Source organism: Amycolatopsis rubida, assembly GCF_900115345.1.
Lineage (GTDB): Bacteria > Actinomycetota > Actinomycetes > Mycobacteriales > Pseudonocardiaceae > Amycolatopsis > Amycolatopsis rubida.
On the sequence record NZ_FOWC01000002.1, the window covers coordinates 706,438 to 719,359 of the forward strand.

At 69.1% G+C, this 12,922-nt stretch carries 12 protein-coding genes; 6 read left to right on the forward strand and 6 right to left on the reverse strand.

Annotation, left to right across the window (positions count from 1 at the left end):
- The first annotated feature begins 6 nt into the window (after positions 1 to 6).
- Positions 7 to 741 carry a GntR family transcriptional regulator gene (locus tag BM362_RS12315; protein WP_093573189.1) on the forward strand — a complete coding sequence of 245 codons (735 nt, stop codon included), beginning with the start codon at positions 7 to 9 and terminating at the stop codon, positions 739 to 741.
- On the opposite strand, the gene BM362_RS12320 is transcribed toward BM362_RS12315, so the two are convergent.
- Entirely contained in the window at positions 715 to 2,268 is a 1,554-nt protein-coding gene (locus tag BM362_RS12320) for a PucR family transcriptional regulator (protein ID WP_093573190.1), read from the reverse strand. The two genes, BM362_RS12315 and BM362_RS12320, sit on opposite strands and share 27 nt — an antisense overlap.
- A gap of 122 nt (positions 2,269 to 2,390) precedes the next feature.
- Between BM362_RS12320 and BM362_RS12325 the strand changes: the two genes are divergently transcribed.
- The 3 genes from BM362_RS12325 to BM362_RS12335 all read left to right on the forward strand — a co-directional run bounded on the left by BM362_RS12325 (position 2,391) and on the right by BM362_RS12335 (position 5,902).
- The gene (locus tag BM362_RS12325; protein WP_093573191.1) at positions 2,391 to 3,893 is read left to right on the forward strand and encodes a CoA-acylating methylmalonate-semialdehyde dehydrogenase; all 1,503 of its coding nucleotides are present in this window, start codon (positions 2,391 to 2,393) and stop codon (positions 3,891 to 3,893) included.
- Between the two features lie 12 nt (positions 3,894 to 3,905).
- Positions 3,906 to 5,261, forward strand: coding sequence for an aspartate aminotransferase family protein (locus tag BM362_RS12330; RefSeq protein ID WP_067576276.1), 1,356 nt, complete (start codon positions 3,906 to 3,908; stop codon positions 5,259 to 5,261).
- Between the two features lie 260 nt (positions 5,262 to 5,521).
- On the forward strand, positions 5,522 to 5,902 hold the full coding sequence (locus BM362_RS12335; protein ID WP_067576274.1) for a MarR family winged helix-turn-helix transcriptional regulator: 381 nt from the start codon (positions 5,522 to 5,524) through the stop codon (positions 5,900 to 5,902).
- Positions 5,903 to 6,077: 175 nt separating this feature from the next.
- Here BM362_RS12335 and BM362_RS12340 read toward each other — a convergent pair whose 3' ends face one another.
- Together BM362_RS12340 and BM362_RS12345 are read right to left on the reverse strand one after the other, a co-directional pair.
- On the reverse strand, positions 6,078 to 6,743 hold the full coding sequence (locus BM362_RS12340) for a response regulator transcription factor (RefSeq protein ID WP_067576272.1): 666 nt from the start codon (positions 6,741 to 6,743) through the stop codon (positions 6,078 to 6,080).
- The gene (locus BM362_RS12345; protein WP_093573192.1) at positions 6,744 to 7,922 is read right to left on the reverse strand and encodes a sensor histidine kinase; all 1,179 of its coding nucleotides are present in this window, start codon (positions 7,920 to 7,922) and stop codon (positions 6,744 to 6,746) included.
- A 171-nt stretch (positions 7,923 to 8,093) separates the two neighbouring features.
- Between BM362_RS12345 and BM362_RS12350 the strand changes: the two genes are divergently transcribed.
- Positions 8,094 to 8,324: a hypothetical protein gene (locus BM362_RS12350; RefSeq protein ID WP_093573193.1), complete on the forward strand. Its 231-nt coding sequence runs from the start codon at positions 8,094 to 8,096 to the stop codon at positions 8,322 to 8,324.
- Between the two features lie 13 nt (positions 8,325 to 8,337).
- Here the strand turns inward: BM362_RS12350 and BM362_RS12355 are convergent, their stop codons facing one another.
- Positions 8,338 to 9,768, reverse strand: a complete 1,431-nt coding sequence (locus tag BM362_RS12355; RefSeq protein WP_093573194.1) for an APC family permease — start codon at positions 9,766 to 9,768, stop codon at positions 8,338 to 8,340.
- Between the two features lie 534 nt (positions 9,769 to 10,302).
- Positions 10,303 to 11,160: an alpha/beta hydrolase gene (locus BM362_RS12360; RefSeq protein ID WP_244287131.1), complete on the reverse strand. Its 858-nt coding sequence runs from the start codon at positions 11,158 to 11,160 to the stop codon at positions 10,303 to 10,305.
- A 113-nt stretch (positions 11,161 to 11,273) separates the two neighbouring features.
- Here BM362_RS12360 and BM362_RS12365 point away from each other — a divergent pair, with 113 nt between their 5' ends.
- A complete protein-coding gene (locus BM362_RS12365) occupies positions 11,274 to 11,867 on the forward strand; it encodes a TetR/AcrR family transcriptional regulator (RefSeq protein ID WP_244287132.1) in 594 nt (197 codons plus the stop codon).
- Here BM362_RS12365 and BM362_RS12370 read toward each other — a convergent pair.
- Positions 11,848 to 12,918, reverse strand: a complete 1,071-nt coding sequence (locus BM362_RS12370) for a DUF6670 family protein (RefSeq protein ID WP_067576261.1) — start codon at positions 12,916 to 12,918, stop codon at positions 11,848 to 11,850. The genes BM362_RS12365 and BM362_RS12370 overlap by 20 nt on opposite strands.
- Between the last annotated feature and the right edge of the window lie 4 nt (positions 12,919 to 12,922).

The following is a 12,922-nucleotide window of genomic DNA, read 5'->3' on the forward strand; positions in this document are numbered from 1 at the left end:
ACGCGCATGGCCCGATACCGAGCGATCGCCGCGGATCTCGCCGCGAGGATCCGCGCCGGGGAGTACGCGCCCGGCGCGGCCCTGCCACCGCAGCGGGAGCTCAGCGCGTCCTACGGCGTCACGCTCATGACGCTCCGGCAAGCGCTGCGCGAACTCAGCGACGAAGCCCTGATCGTGCAACAACCCGGCCGCGGCACCTTCGTGGCGCCGACATCGGCCTCGTACCAGCTGGGCTCCTTGCGCAGCTTCACCGAGGACCTGCGCGATCAGGGTTACGTCGTGCGCACCGAGGTCGTCAGCCAGGCAGTACGCCGGTTGCCCACTCGCGTCGCCGCGCGATTGCAGGCCAGGGCCACCGATTCCGGCCTGCGACTGGAACGAGTGCGCGAGTTCGGCGGTCGAAGGGCAATCCATCAGGTGTCATGGATCGCTCCCCCGCACGGAGAACGGTTGCGGAACACCGATTTCACCACAACTTCGCTCTACACCGCACTGTCCGAACTGGACGTCGCGGTGGACCGGGCCGCCGAAACGATCCGCCCGGATTCTCTCGACGACAAGCTCGCCCAGCTTCTCGACGAACCGGTCGACACCCCGGTCCTGGTCAGCGAGCGCACCACGAGCACCCCGGACGGCACGATCGTCGTCATCGACCGCGCGACCATTCTCGGCAGCATGATGCACATCAGCACCGAACGCGCGGCCGACCGGCTGTCACTGCGCTGGGGCGCCGGAAGCTGAATCCCGGTGCCCGTGCGCCAAAACCGCCAGGTGCACCGAAAGCCGAGTGTCCGGATCGGACAGATCGACGCCGAGCAACCGCTCGATCGTCGCCAACCGCGAGTACGCCGCCGGACGACTCAGGTTCAACGCCTTCGCGAACTCCGTCATCGAATACCCCGCCTCGACAAACGCCCGCAACGTCGCGAACGTCCGGCTGGCCCGCGGTTCCGGCAAGGTCAGCAACGGCCGCAGCTGCGCCTCGGTGAACTCGTGCAACCGCGGATGCTCCCGCAGCCACCACAACAACCCGCGCACGCCCAGGTCACCAGCCCGCCGAAGTCCGGGCGCACCAGGCGATTCGACATCCGCGACATGCACCGCCTCCTGCAATGCCGCCGGCAGCTCCCCGAGCCGACGCACCGGGCCGGCCGCCCCGAACGCCGCCGCCAGTCCAGCCGGAACCGCGGCGACCACGCGCTCCAGCAACGCTTTTTCCGCAGTAACCGAGGCACACGGGAACACCGCCGCCACCCGGCCTTCCGCCAGCACGCCGCCGATCCCGTCACTGGTCAGCACCGCGTCCAGCAACGCTCGCTCCTGCCCGGCCCGAGCCGGACGGCACACCAGCACCGCGTAGTACGCCGCCGCGGCCAGCCCCAACGCCCTGGCCCGCGCGCGGACCGAACCCTCGTCCGCTCCGTGCAGCAGGTCCCGCAGCAAATCGCCCTGCGCCTCGATTTCCACCGACAGCGGCGAGTGTTCCAGCAGCTTCCCGACGGTCAACGCCTCAGCCGCGCGTTCGAGCACCATCCACGCCGACGGCTGCTCTGCCGAGTGCGCGGGCACGACCAGCCGGCCCCAGCGTTCACGCGGCGGCCCCACCGGCGTGCACATCCAGCCCTCCGGACCGCCGACCGCGGTCGCCGCGGAAAACGGCACCCGCCGGGACCGGGCCGGCCAGTCGCGCAGCAGTGATTCCGCCGAACCCGCCCCGGCGAACGCGAGCGCCCGATGCGTCCGGTCCTCCAGCACCACCGGCAGCCCGATCAGGTCCGCCGCGTGCGCGAGGACCGCGTCCGGTGCCTGCGACGCCGAACCGACCGTGCTGAACGCCTCGTGCGCGCGCTCGGCCAGCCGCAACCGCTCGTAATGCGCGTTGACGATCCGCGCGTGCACGATCTCGGTCACCTCGATGAAGCGGATCGTGCCGCGCAGCTCCACCAGCGGGAACCGGACCGCCCGGGCGGCCTGCACCAACCCGCTGGGCAACGCCTTCGGCCGCTCCCACGGATCCACGACCAGCCCGATCGCGCCGGCCTCGCGCAGCGAACGCACGTACGCCACCGGGTCGAAGCCCGGTTCGGCGAACGCACGCCCGATCGAGAGCACCAGAACGTCGCTGGTCAGCGTCCCGGCGACGTCGCTCAGCTCGCTCACGTGCACCGACCGCACCGGCACGTCGACCCGGTCCGCCGCCGAGCGCACGACCGGCGACCCGGCGGCCATCACGGGCAGCTCCAGGACGTCTCGCAGGGTCAGGTCCACGCAGGCAGCATAACCCGACGAAATGTACCGGCAGCGGTCAACAATGCGACGATTCGTCGGTTACCCGTGCCCCGTCCGCGAGGGACCCTCAGAGGGCGAATACCAGGACGAAAGGTGGCTCGATGAGCGATTCCGTGCCGACGCTGTCCCAGTGGATCGCCGGCGGCGAGGCAGCAGGCTCGCCGGACGGTTACGGGGACGTCACGAACCCGGCGACCGGGAAGGTCACCGCGCGCGTGCCGCTCGGCTCGGCCGCGGACGCCGAGGCCGCGATCGCCGCCGCGAAGGCCGCGTTCCCCGTCTGGCGCAAGACCTCGCTGGCCAAGCGCAGCCGGGTGCTGTTCCGGTTCCGCGAACTGCTCGACGCGCGGTCGGGAGAACTCGCGAAGATCATCACCGCCGAGCACGGCAAGGTGCTGTCCGACGCGGCGGGCGAGGTCGCGCGCGGCCTGGAGGTCGTCGAGTTCGCCTGCGGGATCCCGCAGCTGCTCAAGGGCGCGGCGACGGCCAACGCGTCGACCGGCATCGACGTCACGACGCTGCGCGAACCGCTCGGTCCGGTCGCTGTCATCTCGCCGTTCAACTTTCCCGCCATGGTCCCGATGTGGTTCTTCCCGATCGCGATCGCGGCCGGGAACACCGTGGTGCTGAAGCCGTCGGAGAAGGTGCCGACCGCCGCGAACTGGCTCGCCGAGCTGTGGCGCGAAGCCGGTCTGCCCGAAGGCGTGTTCAACGTGCTGCACGGCGACAAGACCGCGGTCGACGCGCTGCTGCACAGCCCGGACATCGAGGCGGTTTCGTTCGTCGGCTCAACCCCGATCGCGCAGTACGTCTACGAGACCGGCACCGCGAACGGCAAGCGCGTCCAAGCGCTCGGCGGCGCGAAGAACCACCTGGTCGTGCTGCCCGACGCCGACCTCGACCTGGTCGCCGACCAGGCGGTCAGCGCTGGTTTCGGGTCCGCGGGCGAACGCTGCATGGCGGTGTCGGTGGTGGTCGCGGTGGGCGATGTCGCCGACGCGCTGGTGCCGCGGATCGCCGACCGCGCGAAGACGCTGGTGACCGGCGACGGCACCCGCTCCTGCGACATGGGCCCGCTGGTCACCGCCGCGGCGAAGGACCGGGTCTCCGGCTACATCGCGGCAGGTGCGGAGGCTGGCGCGACGCTGGTCCTGGACGGCCGGGAAGGCGAATTCGACGCGGACGGCGAAGGATTCTTCGTCGGCCCCACCGTGTTCGACCACGTCCGCCCGGACATGCCGATCTACACCGACGAGATCTTCGGCCCGGTCCTTTCGGTCGTGCGGGTGGAAACGTTCGCCGAGGCGATCGAACTGATCAACGCCGGACCGTACGGCAACGGCGCGGCGATCTTCACCAACGACGGCGGCGCGGCCCGCCGGTTCTCCGCCGACGTCGAGGCGGGCATGGTCGGCGTGAATGTGCCGGTGCCGGTCCCGGTGGCCTACCACTCGTTCGGCGGCCGCAAGAACTCGCTGTTCGGCGACACCCACGCGCACGGCGGCGAGGGCGTGCACTTCTTCACCCGCGCCAAGGTCGTCACCACTCGCTGGCCGGGCCCCGAACAGGGTGGCCTCGACCTCGGTTTCCCGCGGAACGTCTGAGAGGGATCAGCGATGGACACTCAGTCGGCAGCAGCCCGGCACCTGTGGATGCACTTCTCCCGCATGGGAAATTACCCGGACTCGCCGGTCCCGGTGATCACCCGCGGCGAGGGCGTGCACGTGTGGGACGACCGCGGCCGCAAGATTCTCGACGGGCTGGCCGGGCTTTTCGTCGTGCAGGCCGGACACGGCCGCCGCGAACTCGCAGACGTCGCCGCACAGCAGGCGAACGAGCTGGCCTACTTCCCGATTTGGGGCTATGCCACGAAACCCGCGGCGGAGCTGGCCGAGCGGCTCGCGCACCTCGCGCCGGGCGACCTCAACCGCGTCTTCTTCGCCACCGGCGGCGGCGAAGCGGTCGAGTCCGCGTGGAAGGTCGCGAAGCAGTACTTCAAGCTGACCGGAAAACCCGGCAAGCACAAGGTGATCAGCCGCGCGGTGGCCTACCACGGCACCCCGCACGGCGCGCTCGCGATCACCGGGCTGCCCGCGATGAAGAAGGACTTCGAACCGCTGGCACCGGGCGGGTTCCGGGTGCCGAACACCAACCTGTACCGGCATCCGGAGTTCGCCGGCGACCTCGAAGCGTTCGGCGCCTGGGCCGCGGACCGGATCGAGGAGGCGATCCGGTTCGAGGGCGCGGACACGGTCGCCGCGGTCGTGCTCGAACCGGTGCAGAACTCCGGCGGCTGCCTCACGCCGCCGCCCGGGTACTTCGAGCGGGTGCGGGAAATCTGCGACCGGCACGACGTGCTGCTGGTCGCCGACGAGGTGATCTGCGCCTTCGGCAGGCACGGCGCGACCTTCGCCAGCGAGAAGTTCGGCCTCCAGCCGGACCTGCTGACCTGCGCCAAGGGCCTCAGTTCCGGCTACAGCCCGATCGCCGCGCTGATCGCGTCGGACCGGGTGATGGAGCCGTTCCTCGGCGCGAAGGTCGCCTTCCCGCACGGGTACACCTTCGGCGGGCATCCGGTGTCGGCCGCGGTCGCCCTCGCGAACCTCGACCTGATGGAACGCGAGGGCCTCAACCAGCGTGTACTGGACAACCAGGACGCGTTCCGCTCGACCCTGGACAAGCTGCTGGACCTGCCGATCGTCGGCGACGTCCGCGGCGACGGGTACTTCTGGGCGGTCGAACTGGTCAAGGACAAGGCGACCCGGGAGACGTTCGACGCCGACGAGCGGGAACGCCTCGTCCGCGGCTTCCTGCCGGGCGCGCTGTTCGAACGCGGCCTCTACTGCCGTCCGGACGACCGGGGCGACGTAGTCGTCCAGTTCGCCCCGCCGCTGATCGCGGGGCAGGCGGAGTTCGACCAGATCGAGCAAATCCTGCGAGACACGCTGCTCGAAGCGCAAAAACTCGTCTGAGCCACCTGGCGAGGGAGGAGGCCGGGACCGGGTGGTCCCGGCCTTCTTCCGGGCCGTCGCTGACCATGGTGACAAGGAGTCCACGAGGCGACGCGCATGCCCGAGCACGAACCCGGCCTCGACCGCCGGCTGGCCGACGCCGTCGAACGGCTCGGGAACGGCCTGCGCGCACTGTCCCAGCGCAGCGCCCGCGCTCAAGGCCATTCGCCGCTGCAACAACAAGCAGTGCTGTCCCTTTCCGGTCAGCCGGCACGCCGACGATGTCCGACGCGGTCAGCGCCCTGGAACGCAAGGGACTCCTCATCCGCTCGCCAGGTTCGGACGGACGCCGCCGCCTGCTCGCCCTGACCGACCGCGGTTTCCAGGTCTCCGCCGAGTTGTCGGCGTGGGACGAACAGCTGGTGGCCGCGCTGCCGGAGCCGGACCGGGCCACGACGCTGCACACGCTGTTGCGGGTGATCGCGGACCTGCAGCGCAGCGGCGCGATCAGCGTCGCCCGGGTGTGCACGACCTGCCGGTTCTTCGGGCCGGACGAGCACCCCGGCCCGAAGGCCCCGCACCACTGCCACTTGATGCGGAAACCCTTGGCACTGACCGAATTGCGCACAGACTGCCCAGAACACGCGCAGGCAACGGCCTGACCTCCTTGCACGCCTCGTGGAGCAGGTTGCCGGGCTGGTCGAGACCGCACCGGAGCGCGAAGGTGATGCGCTGTGGCCAACAGCGCAAATTACCGGATAAAGATTCCGTTCACGCCAATTTCGGCACCATCTCGGAATACGCGCGTCGAAGCTGTCCGGCACTGCGGATTTCTGGTTATCCCTCGCTGTCGCGCACTACGAGCGCGATCTGCACCCGGTTCACCACGCCGAGCTTCGCGAACAGGCTGCTCGTGTGCGCCTTCACCGTCGCCACGCTGATGTGCAGCCGCGCGCCCACCTCGGCGTTCGACAGCCCTTCCGCGATCGCCCGCGCGGTGTCCCGTTCGCGTTCGGTCAACGCGGCCAGCCGCGCCAGTGCCGCCTCCCGCGCGGCACTCCGGGTCGCCGACGACTGCGGACCCATCGCCGCGGTGATCAACCGGCTGGTGGCGGCCGGGGACAGCGCGGGGTCCCCGTCGGCGACCGCGCGCACCGCGGCCAGGATGTCCGGCGGCGGGGTGTCCTTGAGCACAAACCCGAGCGCGCCGGCGCGCAGCGCGCCGAGCACCATCTCGTCGGAATCGAACGTGGTCAGCACCAGGATCCGCGGTGGGTCCGGCCAGCTGAGGATCGCCTCGGTCGCGCTCAGCCCGTCACGACCGGGCATCCGCACGTCCATCAGCACGACGTCCGGCCGCAGCCTGCGGACCTCGGCGATCGCGGCGTCGCCGTCCGCGGCCTCGCCCGCGACCTCCAGGTCGGCTTCGCCGTCGAGCATGAGCCGCAACGACATCCGTACCAGCTGATCGTCGTCGACGATCACGACCCGCACCCGGTCCACTCACTCGCTCCCTTCGCCGCGGGCAGGCCATGGCAGCCACGCGGTCAGCACGAACCCGCCGTCCGGGTCCGCGTAATGGTCCAGTTCACCACCGGCGAGCCCGACCCGCTCGGAAAGCCCCAGCAACCCGAACCCGGCCGAAGGCGGCGGCGGCCCGCTCTTCGCCGCGCCGGAATCCCGCACCGTCACGCGCAGCCCCTCGCCCTCCCCGCCCGCAACGGTGACGCACACTTCAGTGCCAGGCGCGTGTTTTCCGGCATTGGTCAGTCCTTCTTGGACGATCCGGTACGCCGTGCGCGCGAGCAGATCCGGCGGTGTCCCGACCGACTCCGGGGTATAGCCGACATTGACCCCGAGCGCCCGAGCGTCAGCGACCAACGCGGGCAGATTCGCGAGCGACGGCTGCGGCGGCTCAAGCCCGCCCGGACTGGCCCGCAGGACCCCGAGCACCTCGCGCAGTTCCTCCAGCGCCTGATGCGCGCCGTCAGCGATTCCCCTGGCCAGCAGCGACACCTGCTCCGGTGGCAGATCGGTGCGATGCCCCAGCACCCCTGCCTGCATCGCGACCAGCGAAACCCGATGCGCGAGGACGTCGTGCATCTCGCGCGCGATCCGGTGCCGCTCGACAATCCGCGCCTCGGCCGCCCGCGCGACCTGCTCGCGTTCCGCGCTCTCCGCACGTTCCCGCAGCGACTGCAACTCCTCGCGCCGCGCCCCGATCGCCGCCCCGACCGCCACGACGATGCCGGTGATGAGCACGATGAACAAAATAGAGAACCACCACGGGTCCGGATCGGAACCGCGCGGGTAGAGCCCTTCGGTGACCGCCGCGGTAGCGACGCACGCCACCCCCATGAAGGTGGTCTCAAGCGGCCGGCGCCGAGTGGCGAGCGACCCGAGCACGAGCAGCGCGGCTCCCCCGGCGGAGGCCGACACCGCCGAGACGATCACCACCCCGGTCGCGACCGAGAGCGGATACTTCCGCCGCCACATCGACGCGACCAGGCAGCCGAGCCCGATGACCGGGTCGCCGAAAATGAGCCACCCGATCCGCGGGTCGTCGGATCCCGCCGGCAGCTGGGAGGCGACCGCCAGCCAGGCGAGCACGCCGAGCAGGGCGGCCACGACCAGCCGCCACCCCTGCTGCCACGGTTTGAGCTTGACCTGCGAAACGACCACGAGCCCATCTTCGCCGATCCGCCCCCGCCGTGCAGCCGCCCGCGGCACACTCCGCACCTGGACCAAAGTAGTAACCCTCGACTTTGGTCGACCCAGGTCCGCTCCGCAGGTCCGATGCGCGTCGTGGCCGCGACCCACACACTGAGACCATCGCGAACTCAGGGAGAGCACATGAGCAAGGGCGGCTACTCAGCAGTGCAGATCGCCGGAATGGTGATCACCGTCGTATCCGCACAGGCCGCGATCCGCAGTTTCTTCGACCACGACGCGCGTCAATTGTGGGGCGCGCTCGACTGGATCCCCGGCGGCTGGGGCGGACAGCTGGCCGCCCTGGTGGTGCTGGCCCTCGCCGGAATGGTCCTCGCCGGCTGGGCCCACGACCGCGCCAAGGCGAAAAGCTGAGTCCACCGCGGACTCAATGCACTTCCGGCCCGAGCGCCGCATAAGTCTCCGGACGCTTCCGTCGCAGATATTCCGCCATCGCCAGCCCCGCGACAATCAGGATCGGCAGCAGCCAAGGCAACAACCCGATCCATGCCGCGTCGGATCCGGCCATCGTCGGAAAATTCAGCACCGCCAGCACAATCACCCCGATCAGTCCCGCCCCGCCAAGCCCCGGTGCGGCAAACGTGCTCCACCAATGCGGATCCCGCCGCTGCCGGAAGAACACCACCACCGCGATCGACGCCATCGCCTGCAGCACGAGGATCGCCAGCGTCCCGAACCCCGTCATCGACGACGTCAGAAACGCGACCGGATCGAGCCCAAGCACCGCGAAGATCGCCGCGACGACCGTAGCGAACCCGATCTGCGCGGCACTGGCATTACGCGGCGTACCAGAAACCGTACGCCCCAACGCCTTCGACAGCACACCGTCCCGAGCAAGCGCGTAGATGTACCGGCTCGCCGAGTTGTGCAACGCCAGCAACGCGGCGAACAGACTCACCACGAGCAGCAATTGCATGACATCGGTAAGCACGGTCCCGAGAACGTCCTGCGAGGTAGCAAGAAGCAGGTCGCCCGCCGCAAGATGATCCTGCGCCACGGATTTCGCGTTCCCCACGCCGATCGCACTGACCAGCGCAAGCGAAGTAACCGCGGCGAACACCCCAATCGCAATCACCGCGATATACGTAGCGCGCGGCACCGACTTGTTCGGGTCGCGCGCTTCCTCGCTGAACAAAGCGGTCGCCTCGAACCCGATGAAACACGTGGCAGCGAACAACAACCCAAGCCCAATCGACCCGGACGTGACGACGGCAGGCGACAACGCACTGAGCGAATACCCGGACTTCACGAGCACCGCGACATCGAACACGACCAGAATGCTGACCTCGAGAATCAGCGACACCGCAAGCACCTTCGCCGACACGTCCACCCCACGACGACTCAGCAAAAACACCGCGACGACCGACAGCGCGGCCCAAAACTCCCACGGCAAGTCCAAGTGAAAGACCCGGTTGACCACGCCCCCCGTCAACGCCCCGGAGGTCCCCACCGCCCCCGCGACGAAACAGTTGTACCCAGCCAACGCCACAAACGCCCCGGAAAGCCCCGCCGGACGCCCTAGCGCCGCGGTAAGATAGGCGTAGAACCCGCCAGCGTTCGACACGTACCGGCTCATCCGCGCGTACCCGACACCGAACAACAGCAACACAATCCCGGCGATCAGGAACGACGCAGGCATTCCGCCGCCATTGCCCAGCGCGATCCCGAGCCCCGCGATCACCACCATCCCGGTCAACGGCGCGACCGCAGCGAGCACGAGAAACGCAATCCCGCCAGTGCCAAGCGCATTAGCGCGAAGCTGCCCTCCGACAGCCTCCGATGTCGACTGCTGTGCCATCCAGGCCTCCCGATCCGCTCCAGGGCGCCCGTTGCCCCGCGGCGTCCCAGTGTGCTTGCTCAGCGGCCGATGGCCTTGTCGTCGCAGGCAGAGGTCTTGCCAATCCGCGCACCCCCGCTCCAGCCGAGGTCCGTGAGCAGACTCTGATTCCCTCAGGGTTCCCCTCACGACCCGCCCGCCACCATCCGCCGGAATGCCCCGCAACCGCGAACCCGCCGCAACCACGCACCCACCCGCGACGGCCACGCACCCAAGCCGCGCACCCACCCGCCACGGCCACCCACCCAAGCCACGCACCCACCCGCCACGCCACGCCCAACCAATCCCACCAACAAACCCGCAGCCGACGCACCCGACGATCGAGGCACCCAGCCCCTCCCCCGCACCCCGATACGAAGCCTCCCTGCGGTTCGGGGGTGCTTGTCAAGGCATCTTTCCCGCCTTGACAAGCACCCCCGAACCGTCAGCACACTCAGGGCTTCGGGGTGCCCCACGCCAAGACCACGGGCGATGTCGCCCCAGGCGACGAGCCGATCACCCCAAAACCTCCCGCAACCGGCCAGCAAACGCCTCCGGCTCCCCCGCATACCCATGCTCCCCGCCAAGAAACCCCCCGTGATGACTGGGAAACACTGTCACCCCATACCCAACCCGAGCAGCAATCGCCCGAACAGTCCGCCCAGTAAACGTATCCCCGGTCTCCTCCCCCACCGCGAACACGACCCGAGTCGAAGCATTCCGCAACGCGGCGACATCCGGCACATAGTCAATAACCGGCCGAGACCGCTCAGACAACAACGGATCATCCCGCTTGCCGTCATCCTCCGCAGGCATCCCGAACTGCCCCGGCTCGGCAACCGGCTGCGCGAAGTACTCCTCGGTGAACTCCCCGGCCCAACTGGTCAGCGCGATGAACGCAGCCATCCCGTACCCCCAGCCCCGGGCCAGGTACACGGCAGTCATCGCATCGCAGGCCCGCTTGGCCGCCTCGACATCCGGCAACGCCGCGATCGCAGGCGGCTCATGCGCCACCAACGTCACGACATCCTCGGGATGCTTCGCGACCAACGCCAGCGCGGTAACCGCCCCGCCGCTGCTGGCGAAAAGGTCGACCGGTCCGACCCCGAGGGCCTCGACCACCGCGTGCACGTCCCCAGCCTGAACCTCAGGCCGATTCTCCGTAAGACCGTCAGTCCGCGTACTGCGCCCAATCCCCCGCGGGTCATAGGTAACCACCGTCCGATCCGGAAAGAACGACAGCAGCGTAGTGAACCCGCTGGCGTCCATCGGCTGCCCGATCATCATCAACGGGCGAGACCCCTCCCCGAGCGGCTGGTGGTGCACGTCGTAAACGATGTCCGCACCGTCAACCACAAGATGATGAGCAGACACAGCGACCTTCCCCTGCCTCGTGAAACCCGTTCAAGCAGCCTACCCGATCACCCGGCATGAAAGTCCACAATGGACCGACGCACCCCGCGATCCTCATCAGCTATGCTGAAGACGTGGCGAATTCGGCAGGCAGCAAAGGAATGCCGCGTCCCGAGCGGGAGCGGCTGATCCTCGACGCCGCCGTCCAGGAGTTCGGCACCCAGGGCTACGCCCACGCCTCAGTAGCCGCCATCGCCGGCCGGGCGGAGATTTCCAAACCGCTGGTGTACGGCTACTTCGAGTCCAAGGACGGCCTCTACCTGGCCTGCCTCCACCGAGGCGCGGCCCCGCTCGTCGACGCCGTCACCGAAGCCCAAACCGGCACCGGCCTGACCCGCGCCCTCGGCACCCTGGAAGCGATCTTCCGCACCCTGGAACCCCGCCGCCTTGACTGGGCCGTCCTCTGGGACCCGACGCTGCCCCCACGCTCGGCAGTGGACGAAGCAGCCCGCGCCTACCGCCGCAAACTCTCCGTGCTCGGCGCGGAAGGCACCCAGGAAGCCTTGACCTCAGCCGGTTTCGCCGATCCCGCCGATGCCTCGCTGTTCGCCCGCATCTGGTACGGCGCGGTCGCCGCCACTGTCAACTGGTGGCTCGAACACCCCGAGGAACCCGCCGAAACCACCACCCAGCGCTGCGCCCGCATCCTCACCTCCCTGCGCGGCTGATCTCGCAGTCCACCCACTCGAAGTATCCGCTTCCCGACACCGGCCGCCCCCGGAACGCGCCGGAATACGTGTAAGCACCGACGTAACCGCGCCCATGGCCGTACCGCAGCGGACTGTCCACCACCGCCTCCAGCGTCACGACCTCCTCCGCACCATCCCGCACCGTCCACCGGAACCGCTCCGGGACGCGCATCTTCCGCCCCCGCGGATCGACCTGCGGCTCGGCCCGATGCTCCACCTCGACCCGCACATCCCGGAACACCGCCGCGGCACCGTCGAGCGTGCGCAGGTGCGCGAGCCGGCAAGCCGTCGCCCCGGCCGCGCGAACATCGGTGAGCAACAGCTGCGTCCGGTCATCGAGATTGATGATCTGATAGGTGAAGAAGTCAATCGGCAGCTTGAACCGCCGCGGCAGCGGCGAACGCCGAAGTGCTTGCGGGGAAAGGGATCGCGCGTACTCAACGGTGCAGAGACCGCCGATTTCAGTCTCACCGGTGTCGTCAGTGATCATCCCGGTGAAGGTGGCGAGAAGGCTCAAGTGGTCGTAAGCCGGATTGCGCACAAACCACGAGACCTGCGGCGTCGCGGTGATCGCCAGGTCCGCCGAGAACCCGTCGTACCGCGCGTGCACCTGATACGACGGGTGCGCTGCTTCGATAGCCAGATCCGAATCCCACTCCAGCCGCGAACCGTCGTCGGCGAAACGGCATTCCGTGCGGGAATCGTAGGCCTGGTAGTGATGATGCCCGGGCGCGGCGGTGGACGAGAGAACGGTCGTGGTGCGGCGGGCGTCCGAGGTCGCGAGGTAGTCGTTGTCGAAACAGACCGCGCCGGTGCTGCCGATCAGGGTCATGGTGTTGAGGTAGCGGTGCGGCCGCGGCAGTTCCGGCACGAAAATGCCGTAATGCGTCCACGCCCAGGTCCGCGAGCCCGGATGCGGCCGCAGCAGGCCGGGCCGGTCGAACGGCTTCACGGACTCCTCGATCCGCTGGTCGAAGCGAGGAAACACCTTGTTCACCACGAACGGCGCGGCAGCGGTCAGCACGCTCATCTTT

Coding starts and splice junctions, on each gene's coding strand:
- BM362_RS12335 (WP_067576274.1), top strand. CDS start 5,522: ATGTCCGACGCGGTCAGCGCCCTGGAACGCAAGGGACTCCTCATCCGC.
- BM362_RS12315 (WP_093573189.1), top strand. CDS start 7: ATGGCCCGATACCGAGCGATCGCCGCGGATCTCGCCGCGAGGATCCGC.
- BM362_RS12370 (WP_067576261.1), bottom strand. CDS start 12,918: ATGAGCGTGCTGACCGCTGCCGCGCCGTTCGTGGTGAACAAGGTGTTT.
- BM362_RS12330 (WP_067576276.1), top strand. CDS start 3,906: ATGGACACTCAGTCGGCAGCAGCCCGGCACCTGTGGATGCACTTCTCC.
- BM362_RS12355 (WP_093573194.1), bottom strand. CDS start 9,768: ATGGCACAGCAGTCGACATCGGAGGCTGTCGGAGGGCAGCTTCGCGCT.
- BM362_RS12350 (WP_093573193.1), top strand. CDS start 8,094: ATGAGCAAGGGCGGCTACTCAGCAGTGCAGATCGCCGGAATGGTGATC.
- BM362_RS12325 (WP_093573191.1), top strand. CDS start 2,391: ATGAGCGATTCCGTGCCGACGCTGTCCCAGTGGATCGCCGGCGGCGAG.